This is a genomic window from Wolbachia endosymbiont of Ctenocephalides felis wCfeT (assembly GCF_012277295.1).
In the GTDB taxonomy this organism is placed as follows: domain Bacteria; phylum Pseudomonadota; class Alphaproteobacteria; order Rickettsiales; family Anaplasmataceae; genus Wolbachia.
Window position 1 is genome coordinate 442,247 of sequence record NZ_CP051156.1, and the last position, 18,789, is coordinate 461,035.

15 protein-coding genes and 1 pseudogene are annotated in these 18,789 nt (G+C 33.7%); 8 read left to right on the top strand and 8 right to left on the bottom strand.

The annotated features are described in order from the left end of the window. Positions 1 to 1,011, bottom strand: coding sequence for an ankyrin repeat domain-containing protein (locus HF197_RS02155; RefSeq protein ID WP_168464094.1), 1,011 nt, complete (start codon positions 1,009 to 1,011; stop codon positions 1 to 3). A gap of 135 nt (positions 1,012 to 1,146) precedes the next feature. On the opposite strand from HF197_RS02155, the gene HF197_RS07340 reads away from it, so the two are divergent. Continuing rightward, a complete protein-coding gene (locus HF197_RS07340; protein WP_174855531.1) occupies positions 1,147 to 3,861 on the top strand; it encodes a PD-(D/E)XK nuclease family protein in 2,715 nt (904 codons plus the stop codon). On the opposite strand, the gene HF197_RS02165 is transcribed toward HF197_RS07340, so the two are convergent. Together HF197_RS02165 and pdhA are read right to left on the bottom strand one after the other, a co-directional pair. Then, positions 3,821 to 4,642, bottom strand: coding sequence for a hypothetical protein (locus tag HF197_RS02165; RefSeq protein ID WP_168464095.1), 822 nt, complete (start codon positions 4,640 to 4,642; stop codon positions 3,821 to 3,823). The two genes, HF197_RS07340 and HF197_RS02165, sit on opposite strands and share 41 nt — an antisense overlap. Before the next feature lie 46 nt (positions 4,643 to 4,688). Continuing rightward, the gene (pdhA, locus tag HF197_RS02170) at positions 4,689 to 5,660 is read right to left on the bottom strand and encodes a pyruvate dehydrogenase (acetyl-transferring) E1 component subunit alpha (RefSeq protein WP_168464096.1); all 972 of its coding nucleotides are present in this window, start codon (positions 5,658 to 5,660) and stop codon (positions 4,689 to 4,691) included. A 107-nt stretch (positions 5,661 to 5,767) separates the two neighbouring features. On the opposite strand from pdhA, the gene HF197_RS02175 reads away from it, so the two are divergent. Next, positions 5,768 to 6,148, top strand: coding sequence for a CopD family protein (locus HF197_RS02175; RefSeq protein ID WP_246168563.1), 381 nt, complete (start codon positions 5,768 to 5,770; stop codon positions 6,146 to 6,148). 8 nt (positions 6,149 to 6,156) lie between these two features. Here the strand turns inward: HF197_RS02175 and HF197_RS02180 are convergent. Both HF197_RS02180 and gshA read right to left on the bottom strand, forming a co-directional pair. Continuing rightward, a pseudogene (locus HF197_RS02180) lies at positions 6,157 to 7,080 on the bottom strand (Rpn family recombination-promoting nuclease/putative transposase). An 81-nt stretch (positions 7,081 to 7,161) separates the two neighbouring features. After that, positions 7,162 to 8,301 carry a glutamate--cysteine ligase gene (gshA, locus tag HF197_RS02185; RefSeq protein WP_168464097.1) on the bottom strand — a complete coding sequence of 380 codons (1,140 nt, stop codon included), beginning with the start codon at positions 8,299 to 8,301 and terminating at the stop codon, positions 7,162 to 7,164. Between the two features lie 106 nt (positions 8,302 to 8,407). On the opposite strand from gshA, the gene hslV reads away from it, so the two are divergent. From hslV to HF197_RS02215, 6 genes are all read left to right on the top strand, one after another. Continuing rightward, positions 8,408 to 8,962, top strand: a complete 555-nt coding sequence (gene hslV / locus HF197_RS02190) for an ATP-dependent protease subunit HslV (RefSeq protein ID WP_168464098.1) — start codon at positions 8,408 to 8,410, stop codon at positions 8,960 to 8,962. Position 8,963: 1 nt separating this feature from the next. Further along, complete coding sequence (hslU, locus tag HF197_RS02195; RefSeq protein ID WP_168464099.1) at positions 8,964 to 10,433, top strand: ATP-dependent protease ATPase subunit HslU; 1,470 nt, start codon at positions 8,964 to 8,966, stop codon at positions 10,431 to 10,433. A 101-nt stretch (positions 10,434 to 10,534) separates the two neighbouring features. Next, complete coding sequence (locus HF197_RS02200; protein WP_168464100.1) at positions 10,535 to 11,020, top strand: hypothetical protein; 486 nt, start codon at positions 10,535 to 10,537, stop codon at positions 11,018 to 11,020. Positions 11,021 to 11,060: 40 nt separating this feature from the next. After that, positions 11,061 to 11,423 carry a hypothetical protein gene (locus HF197_RS02205; RefSeq protein ID WP_168464101.1) on the top strand — a complete coding sequence of 121 codons (363 nt, stop codon included), beginning with the start codon at positions 11,061 to 11,063 and terminating at the stop codon, positions 11,421 to 11,423. Positions 11,424 to 11,496: 73 nt separating this feature from the next. Further along, positions 11,497 to 13,062: a glutamine-hydrolyzing GMP synthase gene (gene guaA / locus HF197_RS02210; RefSeq protein WP_168464102.1), complete on the top strand. Its 1,566-nt coding sequence runs from the start codon at positions 11,497 to 11,499 to the stop codon at positions 13,060 to 13,062. Positions 13,063 to 13,206: 144 nt separating this feature from the next. Then, entirely contained in the window at positions 13,207 to 14,163 is a 957-nt protein-coding gene (locus HF197_RS02215) for an IS5 family transposase (RefSeq protein ID WP_168464007.1), read from the top strand. Positions 14,164 to 14,182: 19 nt separating this feature from the next. Here HF197_RS02215 and HF197_RS02220 read toward each other — a convergent pair whose 3' ends face one another. The 3 genes from HF197_RS02220 to HF197_RS02230 form a co-directional block, all read right to left on the bottom strand. Then, on the bottom strand, positions 14,183 to 15,682 hold the full coding sequence (locus HF197_RS02220; RefSeq protein WP_168464103.1) for a DEAD/DEAH box helicase family protein: 1,500 nt from the start codon (positions 15,680 to 15,682) through the stop codon (positions 14,183 to 14,185). A gap of 91 nt (positions 15,683 to 15,773) precedes the next feature. After that, on the bottom strand, positions 15,774 to 17,558 hold the full coding sequence (locus HF197_RS02225; protein WP_168464871.1) for a pentapeptide repeat-containing protein: 1,785 nt from the start codon (positions 17,556 to 17,558) through the stop codon (positions 15,774 to 15,776). Further along, positions 17,542 to 18,729: an ankyrin repeat domain-containing protein gene (locus HF197_RS02230; RefSeq protein WP_168464104.1), complete on the bottom strand. Its 1,188-nt coding sequence runs from the start codon at positions 18,727 to 18,729 to the stop codon at positions 17,542 to 17,544. Before HF197_RS02230 ends, HF197_RS02225 begins: the two co-directional genes overlap by 17 nt. Between the last annotated feature and the right edge of the window lie 60 nt (positions 18,730 to 18,789).

Below are 18,789 nucleotides of genomic sequence, written 5' to 3' on the forward strand. Positions count from 1 at the left end.
TTATGCATTGCCTCCTATCCAAAGAGCGATGCAACAAAGCTGTTCTATTGCCACATCTAAAGGATCTTCTCCTGCATCGCTTCTTAAATGTGGATTTGCTCCATTACTTAGTAATAGTTTTAGGATTTTTTGGTATTCTTCTCCTTCTTTATTGTGCTTAGCATCGTTAGCAACGATATGCAGTGCTGTTTTACCGCGGTTGTTTTTTACGTTAATATATTCTTCCTTTTCTTCTGCTGCATTTATCAGTATTTCAGTAAGTGCAAAGTTATTGTCACAGGCTGCAACGTGTAAGCACGTAGTGCCATCGTCATTTTTTGGATATTCTGGATATATGCTTGCTTTCCTTGCGAGCACTGACTCTAACATATTCATGTATTCTGATGAACTAAATGATTGTGAAGGATTATTTATAACAGCTATTTTCTTCATCGCTCCATGCTTTATCAACAGTTTTGCAATCTCTATGTTTTTGCTCAAAGTAGCTAAAAGCAATGGTGTATTGTTTGCATCACCTCTTACATTAACGTTTGCACCGCGCTCTGTTAGCAACTCTACAATTTTAGTATTACCTTCCTGAACTGCAGAATATAAGGGGGTAATTCCGCTTTTTGCGCTATTTACTGAGTTAACATTTGCTCCATATGTGAGTAATAGCCGTGCAAACTCTATATGGTTTTTTTGTGCTGCTATGTGTAGTGCAATATATCCATCTTTAGATGTGGCATCAATATTTGCTCCACAGCGTATTAGAAGCTTTGCAGATTTAATATCGCCTGTTTGTGCTGCAACATGTAAAAGAGTACATCCATTTTGGTATGTATCAATGTTCATCCTAATTTCTGGCAAAGTGAAGAATTTGATTGCTATAATGTCTTGTTTTTCTAGAGCCCAGGAAAGCAGATTGTATGCATAATTGTTTGGATCTTTAGCTCTCTCTTCATTTATGTCAATTTCTTTACCATCTATTTCATAGATTAGCTTTCTTTTTCGTTCTACTTCTCCTGTCATACATAAAATATATAAGTTAATATATTATTAATAATTTTTATTAATTTTTTATTAAAATGTAGGTTAAAATTTTAATAAAATAAAAGTGTTTATGCTCAATATAAGTTTGATACAATAGGCATTTATTGCGTTCAAATGGGCAGAATTTTTACTATTAACGTAAATGAATCCTTTTTCGATGAGCTGGTTCAGTATATATTGTCTGAATATGAGAAGGAGAAAATCTCTGAATTGAAGATTATCCTGCCTTGTAAAAGAGATGTGATAGCATTACTAAATGCATTCAAGAATTGCAGAGCAGAAAAGTGCATAATGTTACCAGAGATAATCTCACTAGAGAATATCGATGAAGAAGACCTAATATTAAATATTGATAGGGTAAAGGTTATCAATCCAAAAAAGAAAATATTGCTGTTGATGCAATTTATATTGGAGTGGAATAAGCAGAATAATGATAATTTTCCCATTGATCTAGCCTATAGCCTGCCAGCATTGCTCGATAAAATTCAATATAATGACAATTATCTTATAGGTAATAAATATTCACAAAAAATAGAGAATTTCGTAAATTTACTTATTAAAACTTGTAGTAAAGCTTTAAGTAATTTAGGAGTAGTAGATATATTAGAACATAAACGTAATTACATAAATGACATGATACTTTCGCTTAAAAAAGATCAGCAAATAATCTTTGTTGGCATTGGAAAAGATGAAATTTATAAGTCACTTATTAAGGCTATATATGATCTGCCGCTTGGAATAATAATTTTAACTAATCTTAATTTAGATATTGAAGAGAAAGATTGGCAGCTGCTTGATAAAAAACATTATCAATATTGCTTAAAGAGTTTACTAGATTATTTAAGTATTGAGCGGAAAGATGTAGTCTGTTTGAATGCTAAGGAGGAAAAAATAATTGATTACATTTTTGATACAACTGCTGATCTAAGTAAGATTAATAGTGGTCAGGATTGCAATATTGAGGTTATTACCTGCGATTCCGAGGAGGAAGAAGCGCAAGTGACGTCGTTAATTATAGAAAATGAAAGTTATGAAAAGGTTTCTTTAGTTGTCATTAATAAGTTGCTTGCAGCTCGCATAGCGTGCTTATCTGGACAGCATACAGAAGATATCACGTTGTTAACTTATACTATCGAAGTTTTAATCTCAAATTGGAATAGTGTAGCTTTGCTCTCTCTACTTAAACACAGGTTAGTGAATTTTGGTTACGCTAAGGAAGAATACAGACAAATCTTGTCCGAGTTTGAAATAGAGATATTACGTAACTTTAATACGATTGGTCTGAAAGACATTATCAGAGCTATTGATGGCCATAAGCAGCTAAAATATAAAGATGATATATTAGAGATTATCAAAAAATTAGATAAGATATTCAATCTATTACTTAAATGTATAAATTGTAATATTGCAGAAGTTACTGCAGCTCACTTGCAATGCATTAATATGCTGTATGGTGTAAATTTTTTAGAATTAGATAGTGAAATAGGTGATTTTATTTGTAATTTTTCAAATGCATGTGAAGGTATAACAATAAAGTGTTCATTGGAGTTATATAGCAAGATCCTAACGTTATTTTTAGAGAGAGATTTTTTCTCTGCAACAAATGATTTAAATAGATTCAGTTTATACCATAATAAGGTTGTTATACTTACTGGATTTAATGTTGGCAGTTATCCTCCAAACTTTCAGAATCCGTTTTTAATAAGAGAGCTCTCTGCCATACAAGAAGAGCAGGGGTATTTTCTATACAATTTACATAATTTGTTTTGTGCAAGTAAGGTATATATTACACGTTCATCAAATCAGAGAAAGCCAATTTTACTACAGCGTTTAGAAGTTTTGCTGAATGAGAATAGACTTCTTTCAAAACCGATTTATGGTGAGAAATTTTTAGGAGAAGCGCAAGCGAGTACCACAGAATACTTGGATGTATTTGAGGAACGCAGCTCAGCTTCGACAACGAAATTGCCATTAGAAATTGAGCTTCGAAAGAAGTCTGATGTATCAAAGCAGCCGTATCGCGAGTGGCTCAGAATGTTGAATACGCCGGAATGTGTAGTTCCATGTACTCAACCCATGCCAAAACCTAATGCTGAAGTGAGAAGAGAAAAAATGCAGGTAATATCTTGCAGTGCAGTGGAAAAGCTAATTCGTAACCCTTATTCATTTTATGTTGAGTATATATTGGGCCTGAAGCAACTTAAGGATCTGAATTTTAAGCCGTCAATTTTGGAATTTGGTACTATGGTGCATGACATTCTTGCACACAACGAAAAGTCGCTGATGACAATTGCGCAAAAAGAATTCTCATCTGGTCGATTTAATTTTTCAAATATGTGGTGGGTAAGGTTAGAAAAGATAATACAATCTTTTCTTCAATTAACTGAAACTAGAAGTAAACATTTTGAATTGGAAAAAAGTTTTTCTTATCCCGTTTTGCAGGAAGTGTTACTTACTGCAAGATGCGACCGGGTTGAACACCTTTCTGATAATCAACTGGCAATAATAGATTATAAACTCGGCTCACCACCTTCCAATGAAGAAGTCATGTCAGGATTTTTTCCCCAGTTAATTTTACAAGCTTTAACAGTTGAGCATATTACAAAAAAGCAAATCTCAGAGCTTGCTTATTGGAAGCTTGATTATGATAAAATAAAGGTTGTTTCTCTGCAAAATTATAGAGAAAAAATGCAGGAATTTCAAAATGATCTACCAGATTTTTTATCTAACTATTTAAAAGATACCACTCCCTTTGTAGCCTCTCCATATTTTGATAAATTCATGAGATTTAATAGCTATAAACAACTGGAGAGGATGGGGAAGTGGTAGGTAGCTCAACCTGAATTTCTTGCATGTCATATTGCTCTACATTAGCTTGCTCTATAAAAGAGTTTTCCAAAATTTTCCTATTTTTAACTATTGAACATGACACTATTAAGCCTAATATAGAAATTAATAATCCAAATGTCATGAAAGGCATGACAATTTGAGCTGCAGAACGTGTGACTACAAAGATCATGAAACTACATGATGCTGCTGACCCTAATGCTATACTAGGAATGAAAAGCAAATATCCATCACTCTTCAAATTGCAATTTAATCTTATGATACAGTCAGACTCCTCATCTCCAGTATATTTTCCTTTTTTTACGGTTTCATTTTTATTGATTGTACGATTCAGCTGCATGCAAATAAATAATAAGAATATAGACATACATGCGGAAGGCACAACATAAGCTCCGTATAAAGAGCACACAAAAAAATGACACATGCTCAAGTACGATAGCATTATCATTGGACGAAGCGCATAAATTGAATATTTGGTTTTGGGGTTGATAATTTTTCCACCAGATCTTTTGATTGTCTCTTCTAGTTCTTTTAATGCTTTTATATTTTCTATTGCATTGCCATTTTGATTTTTAAGTTCAATTACGTAGCCTAGAATTGTCATTCTAGTATTTCCATATTTTACGTAATCATTAATATAATATTTTAATTTATTAATAACTCTTAAGGCTTCTTTCTTCTCTTCTTCCAATTTTATACCATAAGAAGCTGGAATGTTAACGATTATACCAAATAATTCTGCTTGTAATTCTGTTACGCTCACAACCTGAATAAAGTCTAATGTACTTTACATAATACCATAAATAAACTTACTTGTAAATATCTTTATATAACTCATCAAAGCTTGGCTCTTTGCTACTTTTAGCAAAATCTTCTGCTTTTTTCACTGACTCGCGTATTTCTTTATCAATAGTTTTGCATTCTTCCTCTGAAGCAATTGTTTCTTTTATTATGTACTTCTTCAAGGTATCTATAGGGTCATGATTTTGCTTCATATCATCTACTTCTTCTTTTGAACGATAAGTTGCAGGGTCAGACATTGAGTGGCCACGATATCTATATGTTTTCATTTCAAGCAGGATTGGTCCCTTTCTGCTACGTACATGTTCTGCTGCTTCTTGAGTGGCTTCATAAGCAGAAAAGAAGTTCATGCCATCGACTTGTTTTCCTGGAATGCCAAAGCTTTCTCCTCTTTTATATAACTCAGTTGCTGCAGTTGATCTTTCTACGGAAGTGCCCATTGCATATCCATTATTTTCTATAATATAAACTACAGGTAACTTCCACAAAGCTGCCATATTAAACGATTCATATATTTGTCCTTGATGTGCAGCACCATCACCAAAATATACAAACACTACGTGGTCTGCTTTCTTATATTTATTAGCAAAAGCTATTCCTGTACCAATTGGGACTTGTGCACCAACTATTCCATGTCCGCCGAAGAATTGTTTCTCAACATCAAATATGTGCATAGAACCACCTTTGCCTTTTGAACATCCTGTTTCTTTGCCTTTCAGCTCTGCCATAACGACATTTGGATCAGAATCGCACGCTAGCATTAGTCCATGATCTCTATAACTTGTAATAAATGCATCACCAGGCTTTGATGCAGCATGAGTTCCAACTGCAACTGCTTCTTGTCCTATTGCCAAATGACAAAATCCTCCTATTAATCCCATTCCATAAAGTTGCCCAGCTTTTTCCTCAAATCTTCGTATGAGCAGCATTTTTCTGTAGAATCCTATAATCTGTTCTTTAGTGAAATTTTCTGCTTTCATATTAATTTTTTTTCATTAGACTAACATAATATCAGAATTTTTTCGCATTTTGTAACAATATCTGCATGTATCACTGGATTGAGGCTTTTCATATTATTTCTGTCATTATGTGGATGGCAGGTATGCTTTACTTACCAAGGCTTTATGTTTACCATACAACTGCAAAGCCAAAGTCAGAGACTGATGAATTGCTTAAAATCATGGAGAAAAGGCTACTCAGATACATTATAAACCCTGCAATGTTTTTCTCGCTTGGTTTTGGAATTACATTGATGATAATACGAGAAGCTTATCATGAAAGGTGGTTTCATGTAAAAGCACTAGCGTTATTTTTTATGTTTATTATTCACGTATTACTTGCAGTACATAGAAAAAAATTCGAGAAAAATGAGAATGAAAAAACTCATATTTATTTCCGTGTTTTAAATGAGATAGTTACAATATTAATAATAATCATAGTGATTATGGTTGTTGTGAAGCCATTCTAAATTTTTTATCATACAACCTCTTCATCCTGTAGTTGCTTCACTTTATTAACAGGTAAGCCTGTTATTTTAGCTGTAACATCCACAGGGATACCAGCCTTAAGTGAGTTTATTGCCACTTCAATTTTTTCTTCAATTTTTCCTTCCTCTCTGCCTTCTTCTCTTCCTTTCTCTCTACCCTACTCTCTTCCCTTTGCAGTAGCAAGGTCAATTCTGTATTCAATAATGGCTTCTTCCTTGCGTAAGTCCATTATTCTCTCTTCATAGGCTAACAAATCTTTTTCATCCCAGTGGAATTTATTTAACTCTTCATAAGCTTGCTTTATTACTGGTGCTCTTCTTGCAATCTTTTTTAGGTCTTCGTCTGTGGTGTCCTCTGCATATTTAAAGAAAAAACACCACTTTTCTACGATATTTTCTAGTTGCTTAACTTCATTTTTAGGAAATTTTGGCAGCTCAATAAAGACAAATTGTAAATCTTTTAAATAATTTCCATTAATATTGATATCCCGTATGTTATGTGTGGATATATAATCTACTTCTTCAGGAAATAAATTACAATTAGCAATGGCGATGAAGTAAACTTTTTGTAAATCAACATAATTGCCAGATCTGTCCAATTGCCTTGAATATGCCCTTGCAGCGTACAATTGAGCGCGTTTTTCAAAGCCTTTGTCACGAGCCACTTGCATTTCAATGATGAATCTATTGTTGGCAGAATCTTTGCATAAAATATCGACAATACTTTGCTTATCAGAAGCAATCTCTGGGTCCATGATAGTGCTCAAGAATTCAACTTCTTGTATCTTGCTTTCTGCAGTAAAGCCTAAAATATCGTTCAAAAAGTGAATGAGAATATTTTTGTTCTTCTCTGAGCCGAAAATCCTCTTGAAAGTTAAATCACATTTTGGATCAAGGAATTTTGTCAGGACCATAATTTTGATATGCTATATAAACAGATTGTATAGTGTTTTAAGTGGGGTTGCAATTACAGTATGTTGTTTTGAGACTTAAATCTATGAAAGCTCCACAGCCAATGCTAACACTGCTAATTTACTCACTATGTTCCAAAGTTTTTCCTCAATTGTTCTACCAATATCATAAAATTCACAATCAGTGGAATTTAAGCTGGAATATACGTCTTTTCTATCGTTGCATCGGTATAAGTAACAAGCAGGTGTGTCGCCTATATAATATATTAATGGTTCTGCAGGGCTGTTTTTAAACACATCAATGGTGGGTATACCCTCTTGTATAATAACACTATTGATTTTTACTCCTTCTTTTATCTTGTTCATCTTATTACGTTTTTTTTTATTTATGTTCAATATCTCATCGCCATTCTCTGCTGTTATAATGCCCATGCCGTATGTTCCATTACTTGCTTTGATAAACACATAAGGTTGTGTTTCTATCCCGTATTCTTCATATTTTTTTCGCATCAGTGACAATACATGGTCAACTTTAGCTGCAATTCTTTCAAGTGATAGATTATCGTTAAAATCAACTTCATTACAATTTTCGGTAAATGCAAATATGAGCCATGGATCTATTGCAAGTTCATTACAGAATTCAAGCGCTAATTTTTCGTAGATTTCAAAATACTTTAATTTATGCCTACTGTGCCATCCATATAATGGATTTGGTGTTATCTCTTGTTTTACGTCTTTTAACGTGTCTGGAATGTGGCTTGTCATATCACGATTTAGTATGACAACGTCTGGTACAAATCCTGATTTTGTTTTTAACAAAGAACCTTCTTTTATAATAGTTTCATACGATTCTATTAAGTTGTAAGTTTCATCACTTAGGAGGCCAATTCTAGTTTCAAAACCTGCCATTTGTAGTATTTTCTCTATGGCAAATACGTTTTCTATATACATTTTATTTCGTGTATAGTTCTCCGGTATTATAAGGACTTTCCGGTATTGCTGCTTTTCAAAATAGCTTTTTACCAGTTTAGCTGCAGTTACTTTTGACTCCTCACTAAAGTTGTTAAATCCTGCAGGAAATAAGTTAGCGTCCACTGGGGCAATTTTATAGCCTGAATTTCTGAGGTCTATTGAGCTATAAAATGGTAATTTAAGACCTTGAAATCTTTCCTTCAACCAATCATTTATACTTTTTTCCAATTTTGGGTGAATTATATTTTGCATCTACACTTTAAATGTTATAAGGAAGGTATTATATTATAAATTATAATTAAATATATTTATCAAATTTGATTAAAGATTAAAGTATAACAACATTATTATAAAAAAGATGATTAATCACGACGACAACAAAATGTATGGTACTACTATACTGTCAATAAGGAAGGGTAAAAAGGTGGTAGTGATAGGTGATGGGCAGGTTTCACTGGGCCATACTGTTATAAAATCTGGAGCAAAGAAAGTTAGACGTCTGTCAAATGAGTCTGTAATTGCTGGTTTTGCTGGGGCAACGGCTGATGCATTTACTCTTTTTGAAAGATTAGAAGCTAAGCTAGATAAACATCCAGGGCAATTAATGAGGGCTTGTGTTGAGCTTGCAAAAGACTGGAGAATGGATAAGTATCTGAGAAAATTAGAGGCAATGATGATTGTTGCAGACAGATCCATTTCACTGGTGATAACAGGAACGGGTGATGTACTTGAGCCTGAAGATGGGATTGCAGCTATTGGCTCTGGAGGAAATTTTGCATTATCTGCAGCAAAAGCTTTGATTGACGTGGAGGGGATATCAATAGAAGAAATTGCTGAGAAGTCTATGAAAATAGCTGCTGATATATGTGTTTATACGAATCATAATGTAATTATTGAAAAGATAGAGGAGTGATATGTCTTCTGAACGAAAAATTTTATGTGCTAATCAATTTACAGCTCTTTCGGAAGGGCAGTCTTGTAGTTATAATGAAAGTGAAAAGGATGATTCTCATAAAAGTACTAAGAGCAGCCGTAATCTAAATGGTAGCAATGCTCAATTTACACAGATGTTACTTGATGATTTACCGCCACAGAAAATAGTTAAAGAATTGGATCGGTTCATAATCGGGCAAAATGATGCAAAGCGTGCTGTTGCTATTGCGCTCAGAAATCGTTGGCGTCGCAATCAGGTTCCACTTCCACTACGTGATGAAATAATACCTAAAAATATATTGATGATTGGTCATACAGGGGTTGGTAAGACTGAGATAGCTCGCCGTTTAGCGAAACTTGCTGGTGCACCATTTATAAAAGTTGAAGCAACAAAGTTTACTGAAATAGGATATGTGGGGCGTGATGTTGATTCGATAATACGTGATCTGGTCGATGCTGCGATAGTTTTAGTCAAAGAAAAAGCTCGCAAAGCTTTAGCTAAAAAAGCTTTAAATCTTGCTGAAAAGATTATAGTTAATTCCATGGTAGGTGAGGATGCAACTGAAGAAAGTAAAAAGATCTTTAGAGAGAGGCTAAGAAATAAAGAATTTGAAGATGGAGAAGTTTCGATCAACGTCAAGGAAAGCAAGGGTATAGTACCTACTTTTGACATACCTGGTGTACCAGGAGGTCAGGTTGGTGTAATGAATGTAACGGAAATAATGGGCAAAATGTTCAATGGAAACAAGAAAACAAAAACCGTTACTGTTAAAGTTAAAGAAGCACGTGAAATACTGATTAATGAAGAAAGTGAAAGATTAATGGACGAAGATAAGATTATCAGGGAAGCCATTGATCTGGTTAGCAATGATGGTATAGTTTTTCTGGATGAAATAGATAAAATTGCAGCACGAACAGAAGTAAAAGGTGAAGTAAATAGGGAAGGGGTGCAGCGTGATCTGTTGCCGCTGATTGAGGGTACAACTGTTTCAACTAAGTATGGTCCTGTGAAAACAGATTATATATTATTTATCGCATCTGGCGCCTTTCATCTATCTAAACCATCTGATCTCTTGCCAGAGTTGCAGGGTAGGCTACCAATTAGAGTTGAACTGAAAGCGTTAACTCAAGAGGATTTAATTAGGATATTAAAAGAACCAGAATCTAGTTTATTAAAGCAATATATAGCTTTAATGAAAACAGAAAATGTAACACTTGAATTTACTGAAGATAGTATAAAAACCATAGCTGAAATAGCATTTACAGTGAACAGAGAGGTGGAAAATATAGGTGCAAGAAGGCTCCACACTGTCATGGAGAAGCTTTTAGATGAAATAAGTTTCATTGCTTCTGAAAAAGGTAGTGAAAAATTCGTGATAGACAGTAAATATGTCAAAGATAAGCTCGAATCTATTTCTAAGCAGCTAGATCTATCTAAATTTATACTTTAGTGAAATATCTTGCTAAATTTATATTTTAGTTAAATATCTTGACATATCCTGATATTTTGATGTATAATATTAACATAAGGTAAATAACAGGGGATGAAGATATGGCAGCATCATTTGTAAATTTTTTAGCAGGTAAGTTATCGTCTTACAGGAAGAAAAAGAAAAGTACTGAACATGAATCACAAGAGGAACCCGAGTCGATAGAGATGTATGAGCTATCATCTGACGCAAAAAGAGTACCATCAACACAGAATGCTCAGACTACATCTACAAAAGTAATTCTGCCTGGTCAACGGGAAGGCAATAAGTCTGTCAGTGAGGCAGATGATGAATTTCTTGATGCAGTAAGTCATTTTAGTGAAGATGATGGTCTATATGATCCATCAAAGCACGGTCCTCAATATGTGCCTGTAGAGTACACTGATTTAGAGAAGGAAGCTGAAGTAGAGTTAAAAAAGTATATAGAAGGTGATGATATTGACACAGTGTCAATCGAGGCAAATCAACGCGGTAACGGTGGCCGTCATATAAAAGTAAAATTAGGAGGTAACGGCACAAGTGTTAAAATAGCTGAGCTTTTCAATTAGCAAGTTCTGTGAAGAGAATAAAATCACTAGTTTTTCAATATTGAATAGCAATAATAAAGAAGTTATAAATGGCTATGTTGCCAACGACAAAGGTGGTAAAAAAATTAGATATTATGACTTTGACCATCCTTCTTTATGTGAAAGAAAATTGCAGTTTACGTGGTATGTCAGTGGGGAAGAGCGTAATGTTGCATTCACTACTGATGCTAACGGCAATATTGAGATAGTAGGTAATAAACCAAGTGATAAAGATTTAAAGAAAAATAAAGATGTGAGAATCATATTTGGTGGTAAGGAGTTAAGCCTTGCAGATGCTATAAAAAAAATATCAAAAATGCCAAAAAGCAAGGTTAATGAGGTATCACAAGAATCTATTCGTCCGTATAAGTGTTCTATATTATAGCATATAGGTCTTATTTACTTATCTAATCATTTCTTCTATCATTAATCATCGCTTTAAACAATGGAGGAGTGAATTGTCAGCAATTGCTATTATTGATTTTGGTTCGCAGTTTACGCAGCTCATCGCAAGACAAATTAGAGAAATGGGCGTATATTGTGAAATATTTTCAGACAATGTCAATTTTGAAACAATATCGAAATTTAATGGGTTCATTCTTTCTGGTGGTCCGCAATCTGTAAATGCTGATAAAGATGGTGGAATAGCCTATGAAATTATAAAACTTAATGAAACAGCAAATGTTCCTATACTTGGGATATGCTATGGACAACAGTTAATTTGCCACTATTTTGGAGCGAAAGTAAAAGAGGATTTCAATCAGGAATTTGGCAAAACTAAAATTAAAATATTACAAGACTCCTCTATTATAAAAGATGTATGGGATGTAAATTCTGAAGTGGATGTCTTGATGAGTCACTCCGATAGTGTTGATACTATACCAGAAGGGTTTACTGTAATAGCATCAGGTGTGATAAATCACACAATTGCCATAATCGTCAATGAACAGCGAAAAATATACTGCACTCAATTCCATCCTGAAGTAAAGCATACGATAAATGGCAGTAAGCTACTTTCTAATTTCTTGGATATCGTAAATTGTGAAAGAAACTGGACGATGAAATCGTTTATTGATGAGCAAAAAGAAAAAATCAAGAATTTACTAGGGAATAAGAAAGTAATTGCTGCAGTCAGTGGTGGAGTTGATTCAAGCGTTGCAGCAGCACTTATGAATAAGGCTATAGGAAATCAATTAAACTGCATTTTCATTGACACTGGTTTATTGCGCAAGAACCAGAGGCAAGCTATTGCTGCTATGTTGAAGGACATCTCAATGAATTACATTGATAAGTCAGATTTATTTTTGCAGAGATTAAAAGGGGTAACTGATCCAGAAGAAAAGCGAAAAATTATCGGCAACACTTTTATTGAAGTGTTTGAAGAAGAAGCAAATAAAATAGGGGATGTTGATTTCCTTATGCAGGGTACCATTTACTCTGATGTGGTTGAATCAGGACATGCTTCAGGTAACACTAGTACAATAAAATCTCACCATAATGTTGGCGGATTACCAGAAAAGATGAACCTCAAATTAATAGAACCATTGCGCTATCTCTTTAAAGATGAGGTAAGAAAGCTTGGGAAAGAAATTGGACTTTCTGATGAAATAATATTTCAACATCCATTTCCTGGTCCTGGGCTTGCAGTGCGGATTATAGGAGATATTACAGAAGAAAAAGTTAAAATATTACAAGAAGTAGATGAAATATATATCAATACAATGAAAAATTATAACCTATATGATAAGATATGGCAGGCTTTTGCTGTATTATTACCGATAAAAACCGTGGGTGTTATGGGAGATGGCCGCACATATGGACATGTTTGTGCTTTACGAGCCGTTACATCATCAGATGGCATGACTGCTGATGCATTTCCATTTGAAGATAAGAGTCAATATGCATCAGTATTTTGGGATTTTCTGCAGAATGTGAACAGTATTATCGTTAATAACGTTTCTGGTGTAAATAGAATTGTATACGATATTACCTCCAAGCCACCTGCAACAATTGAGTGGGAGTGATTATTTAAAAGGGTATCATCCAAGTAGCTCCGTCACCCCAGTGCTCGACACTGGGGTGGCTTTGTTGCATAGCTAAAGTAAAAAGAACTGGGAGTTACTGACGAAATTCATTATAAACAGGCATTTAACCGACAAAGGAAAAATATGCCAGTCAAAATGAAAGTCAGTAACTGCTACGAATATAACAAATTTCTCCAAGAAAGAGGAAATATTTTTTATTACGTCAACGATGCCATAGAAAATTGGTACGAAAAAAGTCCCAAAATGACCGGTGGCAACAATATTTATAGTGATAAAGTCGTAATTCTAATTCACATAATAACTTATTTGTTTAGAATAGGCCTAAGACAAACGGTGGGGTTTATAGCGGGATACCTTGAGCAAATAGGAAAAAATTTGCAAGTTATCAGCTATTCCCAGGCTTCCAGAAGATTCAAAAAGCTTAACTTAAAAATTAATGATCGAAGACATGATAAAAACAGTATGGAAAATATTGAGATCGCCATAGATAGCACTGGAATAAGCATCTACAATAATATTCCAGGCCATAGTAAGGCAAATGGTACAGATAGAAAGTACCGTGGCTATAAGCAAACAAGAAAATTGCATGTAATGCTGGAGATAGGTAGCAAAAAAGTCATAGCTGCAAAATACAGTAGTGGAGTTTATTCTGACCACTATGGAGCCTGTGATCTTATTGCAAGGGCTAATGCTAAATACAATATAAGCACACTATATGCAGACAGAGCATATAATCGAAAGAAGTTATACAAATTGTGCAATGAGCTTGGCATAAAGATAAAAATTCCTCTGCAAAACAATGCAGTGGAGCATCCAAAGCTGGATTATATGGCTGAGAGAAATTCTACAATCAAGTTCATAAAGTCATATGGTGAAGATGGTATGAAGAAGTGGAAAAAAGAGATAAATTATGGGAAGAGATCTTATATAGAAAGTTTTTTCTCGCGACTGAAGCAAACATTTGGGTTTAGTTTTAGGAACAAATCTGAGATTAACCGTGAGAAAGAAATGCTACTCAAGTGTTATTTGCTGAACAAATTTACTGAAATAGGCATGGCTAAATTTGAGATAGCTTCATGAATTTATTATGCATTGCCTCCTATCCAAAGAGCGATGCAACAAAGCCACCCCAACCCTGGCTTAAACAACTTCTTATTTTTGTTTTAAATTGTTCTATGCAATAACGTCTCTGCGATTCTTTATAGGAGAAATCATATTTCTCACCAAAATCTTTTCCGAGTTTGTACTTATCATGAGTGCCACTGTAGCTAAGTAACTTGCCATTTTTATATACTTCATTTTTCTCATCTCTATAGAGAAGACTTAAATTTCTAATCACATCATAGTTAGATGCCAAAATTAAGTTTTTTTTGCCTCTGGAGCTTTGAGTAGTTATTGTACCTTTAGAGTTCTTTTCGCATATAAAAGTCTCCTCAGTTCTGCAAATGTCTTCATGTGCTGGACTAGAAGCTCTATCATCTAATAAATTTGCTATAAGTCTACTTGATACATCCCTATCAGCTATTTTATCCACTACTAGGTTGATAAGTGATACAATAGGAAGGGCAATGAGAAGAAGTGAAATCTGCCCTATGATGGGGTGGTATATAAATGTATTAATATAAAAGTTATAAAAAGTGTATAAGAGGGAGAAAGCGATAAATTTTTCTGTAACAAAGGAGTTTAAAGAGATTTTAAATAATACAGTAAACATATATGAGATTACTACAATACAAGCATATGGTACAAACCCAGATCTCTTGTTAGTTCTTTTCATAACACTACTTGCAGTAGCACTTATCGAATGTGCTTTAATAATCCTCATTTCTTCTATCTTCCTTTGCATGGAAATGGTGATTATACCTGTAATTTCCTTGATGCTTTTGTGTAGCCACTCATGTGGTGTGGCACTTAAGCTGATACATGGATATTCTTCTTTTAAATCTTTAAAACGCTCTCTGTGTAAGGGCTCTTTTGTTGCTGAATCTACTTCATCAATCATTAAAACTGTTGATTTTGGAAGTTGTTGAGTGTTTTGCCAGTCTGTTATGAAAAACTCTTCATATCCTCTTATTTGCTTTTTTATATGCTCTGCTATTGGGTTTAAAGATGATTTTTTAATACCCTCTTCTGTTGGGTTGGAAGATGATTCCTCAATACCACCTTCTATTGGATTGGGAGATGATTTCTTAACACCACCTTCTTTGCCATAAAAGAATTTATCAACCTCTTTTTGAAACTGCGATACTAAATGATCAGGGACTATTATTCTATAATCAATGTTAGCGATTTTTAAAACACTAGCGAACGATATTTGCATGAGTGATTTACCAAATCCTGTGGTTATATCCAATAGCATGTTAGGGTCTTTGCCTATTTCTATATGCTTCAGCATGTCTCCAAAAACGCTCTTTTGTATTGTATGTAATGTTTGATATAGCTTTTTAATCTTTTGGATTTCTTGATTACTATTTTCTCCATCACTATCAGAGAGGAGTGATTTGTAGGTACCCAAAATCGCTTTTTTATTGTTTACATCTAGTTTATTAGCTGCATCTAACGTATTAGTTGTATCTAGTGTGTTAGTCGCACCTACCATTAAAACCTCCTATTGTATCATGTTAAAGCTTTTCTATGTAAAATAGATTTAAAACTATATTAATATAGTATGTTAAAAATGTTACCAAATGTCAATTTAATTTGTTAGTTTTTAACACAGCACGTTTTAAGTCCGACTCTGAAAGATTAGAGTAATCTAGATTAGAATTTATCAAATTTGTACCAATGAGAGAGGAGCTATCGAAAATAGCATAACACAAATCAGCTTTTTCAAGATTTGCCTTATTTAAGTTAACATTTTTAAACTTTGCTCTGCTGAGTATTGAATTGGAAAAGTCAGCGTTTTCTAGATTCATGTCTTCAAACTCAAAATAGGAGTAATTTACATCGAATTTTTCACCTTGTGATATTTTTTCCTGTAGATCTTCAACTGAAGTTATAGCGTTCTCAAGGTCTTCAAGCTTCTTCTGTCCATCGTTTCCAATAAAAATTGAATTGTCAAATTTGCAATCTGTTAAATGAATATCAGCAACTGAGTTTTTATATATGCTTGAGGAATCAAAGGACACTTTATTAATTGTTGAGTTACTAAAATTATTGCGAAAAAAACTAGTTTTCTTAAAGATGTTATTATTAAGTGAAGAAGAAGTGAAATCGCTTTCTATGAAATGTGAATTAGCTACTGTTAAATTAGACCAACCTAAATTGTCAGCTGTTAAATTAAAGAATGTTGACCTTTCTATTTCACTGGAATCGATATTATGGTGAGAAAGTGTGCTGTTATAAATTTGAGAATCTTGCATTTTAATCTTGTGCATTGAAGCTCGAGCAAGATTTGCCTCTTCTATCTTTGTGTGAGTAAATAGTGAGTAGTCAAAAAACGAGCCACTTAAATCGGAATTTGCCACTTTAGTGTTGTGAAACTTTCCGCTTCGAATGTCGGAGTCAGAAATGTCAACTTGATAGAGTTCACTATAGCTAAAATCAATGTTGGACAGATCAGCATCATGTAGATTTACCTCAAAAGCGTATGAGTGCTTTATTTTAGAGCCATTTAATACAGAATGAATGAAAGTTGAGTTATTACCATTAACATAAGAGATTTGCGTATTGCTTAAATTAGCTCTGTTAAAGTTGCTATCAACTATATTTGAGGCATTAAAACAAGCGTGAGAAAGATCGCTTCCTGTAAAATCCGATTCTTTTATCTCAGCACCGTATATATTAGCGTTTTTCAACGAGGAAAATTGTACTTTTAGCTTATATGAATCCACACCAAAGAAGTTGCCGTTATCAAGATTACTTTTTTGAACAATAGTATTACTTATTTCACTATCGTTAAAATTTACATGACTGATATTTGAATTAAATAGGCTGGCGAAGCTTATTTTCATACTCGAAAAATTGGTGTGTAATCCAGTTACATCGTGCATAGTCACGTTCTTGAGGTCAGAATTGATGAATTCAGAGTAGCTAATGTCAGATTTTTCAAAGGTAATATCGACTAGACTTGCGGAAATAAATTTTGCAAAGTTTAAATTTGAGTCTTGTATTTTAATACCTTGTATACTAGCATTGGAAAAGTTAGCTCCGCGTAGATCAGCATTGATAAACGATACATCAGATAAATCAGTGTTAGAGAAATCAGCACCAATTAAGCTTACCCCGTCAAAAACTGATCCCTTTAGGTATAATTGACTAAAATCAGCTCCATTTAAGTCAGAACCAAAGCCTGTTTTAAAATCTTCTTGTACTCCATCTTTGTGACATTGTATTAAAAATTTAGCAAAATCTTTTTTAGTATAAGACACATGTTTTTTATCATGTAAAGCGTTTAAAAAATCACTAACTGCATCATTTCCATAACATAAATGACCAACCAAAATTAATATTAAAAACCTAATCATTTTGTTCATCACATAGCGACTTTTTTGTTTTCCAAGCCCAGTCATACATTTCTGAATTCTCTTTACTCTCAATTTTTGTGTGTCCTAAAATCTGTGGCATCATCTCAGCAATAGCATTAACTACATCAATTTGCCTTCTTTCAATTGCTATATCAAGGGGGGATTGAGAATCATCATTCATTGCGCTAACATCAGCTCCTTGGAGGAGAAGAAAGCGTACTACCTCTACCTCACTGTGTTTGGCTGCATAAGTTAAAGGAGTGTCACCTAATTTATTTTTAAGCCTCAGTGCTTCTTTTATAGTTAATCCAAGTTTTTCCAATTTACTGATAATTCCCCTAAGGCAAGGTAAATTGTTCTTTTTAATGCAATAGAAAAACTGCTTACTGTAATCATCAACAAAGATGGTTGTTGGCAGGTGCTCATTAAGGCTGTCATACTGACGTTTGTGTATTAACATGCTTTGTTCGTTTTTATGCGGCCATTCATTTGTTGGCTTTTTCTCTGTAGGTGTTTGCAAGTCTTTTTTTTCTTCTTGATCTTCTTTTTCAACTATAGGTTTTATTTGTATTTTCTTGCTTTTACTTGTTTCTTTTACTTTCTTTACTTCAGCTTGATCTTCTAATTCTTCTATTTTTTTTACCTCAATTTTTTCTTCTTTTTCCTCCACTTCTAAAGATTTATCTTCTTTTACGTCAATTTTTTGATCAGCCTGATTTAAAGGACTTTCATCGATTTTCGTGTCGTGTACATCTGTCTCTGTGCTTTTTTCTGGCGCATCTTTCTTTAGATCTATAGACTTTTCATTAATTTTTTTACCTTCATCTGCAGTCTCTTTTATTTCATGCTCTTTATTATCAACATCTTGTGCTTTTTCTCCAATTTCTGCTTTTGCAGCATCACTTTCTGGAGGTTGTGGTTTATCTTCTTTTATGGCCTCTTTTACCTCGGGTTCTTTATTGATTTCTTCTGCTTTCTCTTCAGTTTTTAGCGTTTCTTCTTTACCTTCTGAAGTCTCTTCTTTATCTTTTAGTAAATCTTTTTTAGGTTTTCTCCTTATTTGAATTCTATAGTTCTCGTGCGTAAAATCAACCACTTCATCATCTTCTATTGCTTTCTCTTCAATCTGCTCTGCGGTAAGTAGACAAGGTATTAGAGCTAATAATAAAAAGTATCTCATAAGTATCAAAAGCGTAAGTAAGATTAATTAAGATGATACTATAACTAAAGAATTAAGCTA

Bases quoted from the DNA above. Each gene is read 5' to 3' on its own strand.
- HF197_RS02155 (WP_168464094.1), bottom strand. From the start codon at position 1,011: ATGACAGGAGAAGTAGAACGAAAAAGAAAGCTAATCTATGAAATAGAT.
- HF197_RS07340 (WP_174855531.1), top strand. From the start codon at position 1,147: ATGGGCAGAATTTTTACTATTAACGTAAATGAATCCTTTTTCGATGAG.
- pdhA (WP_168464096.1), bottom strand. From the start codon at position 5,660: ATGAAAGCAGAAAATTTCACTAAAGAACAGATTATAGGATTCTACAGA.
- HF197_RS02175 (WP_246168563.1), top strand. From the start codon at position 5,768: ATGTGGATGGCAGGTATGCTTTACTTACCAAGGCTTTATGTTTACCAT.
- gshA (WP_168464097.1), bottom strand. From the start codon at position 8,301: ATGCAAAATATAATTCACCCAAAATTGGAAAAAAGTATAAATGATTGG.
- hslV (WP_168464098.1), top strand. From the start codon at position 8,408: ATGATTAATCACGACGACAACAAAATGTATGGTACTACTATACTGTCA.
- hslU (WP_168464099.1), top strand. From the start codon at position 8,964: ATGTCTTCTGAACGAAAAATTTTATGTGCTAATCAATTTACAGCTCTT.
- HF197_RS02200 (WP_168464100.1), top strand. From the start codon at position 10,535: ATGGCAGCATCATTTGTAAATTTTTTAGCAGGTAAGTTATCGTCTTAC.
- HF197_RS02215 (WP_168464007.1), top strand. From the start codon at position 13,207: ATGCCAGTCAAAATGAAAGTCAGTAACTGCTACGAATATAACAAATTT.
- HF197_RS02220 (WP_168464103.1), bottom strand. From the start codon at position 15,682: ATGGTAGGTGCGACTAACACACTAGATACAACTAATACGTTAGATGCA.
- HF197_RS02225 (WP_168464871.1), bottom strand. From the start codon at position 17,558: ATGAACAAAATGATTAGGTTTTTAATATTAATTTTGGTTGGTCATTTA.
- HF197_RS02230 (WP_168464104.1), bottom strand. From the start codon at position 18,729: ATGAGATACTTTTTATTATTAGCTCTAATACCTTGTCTACTTACCGCA.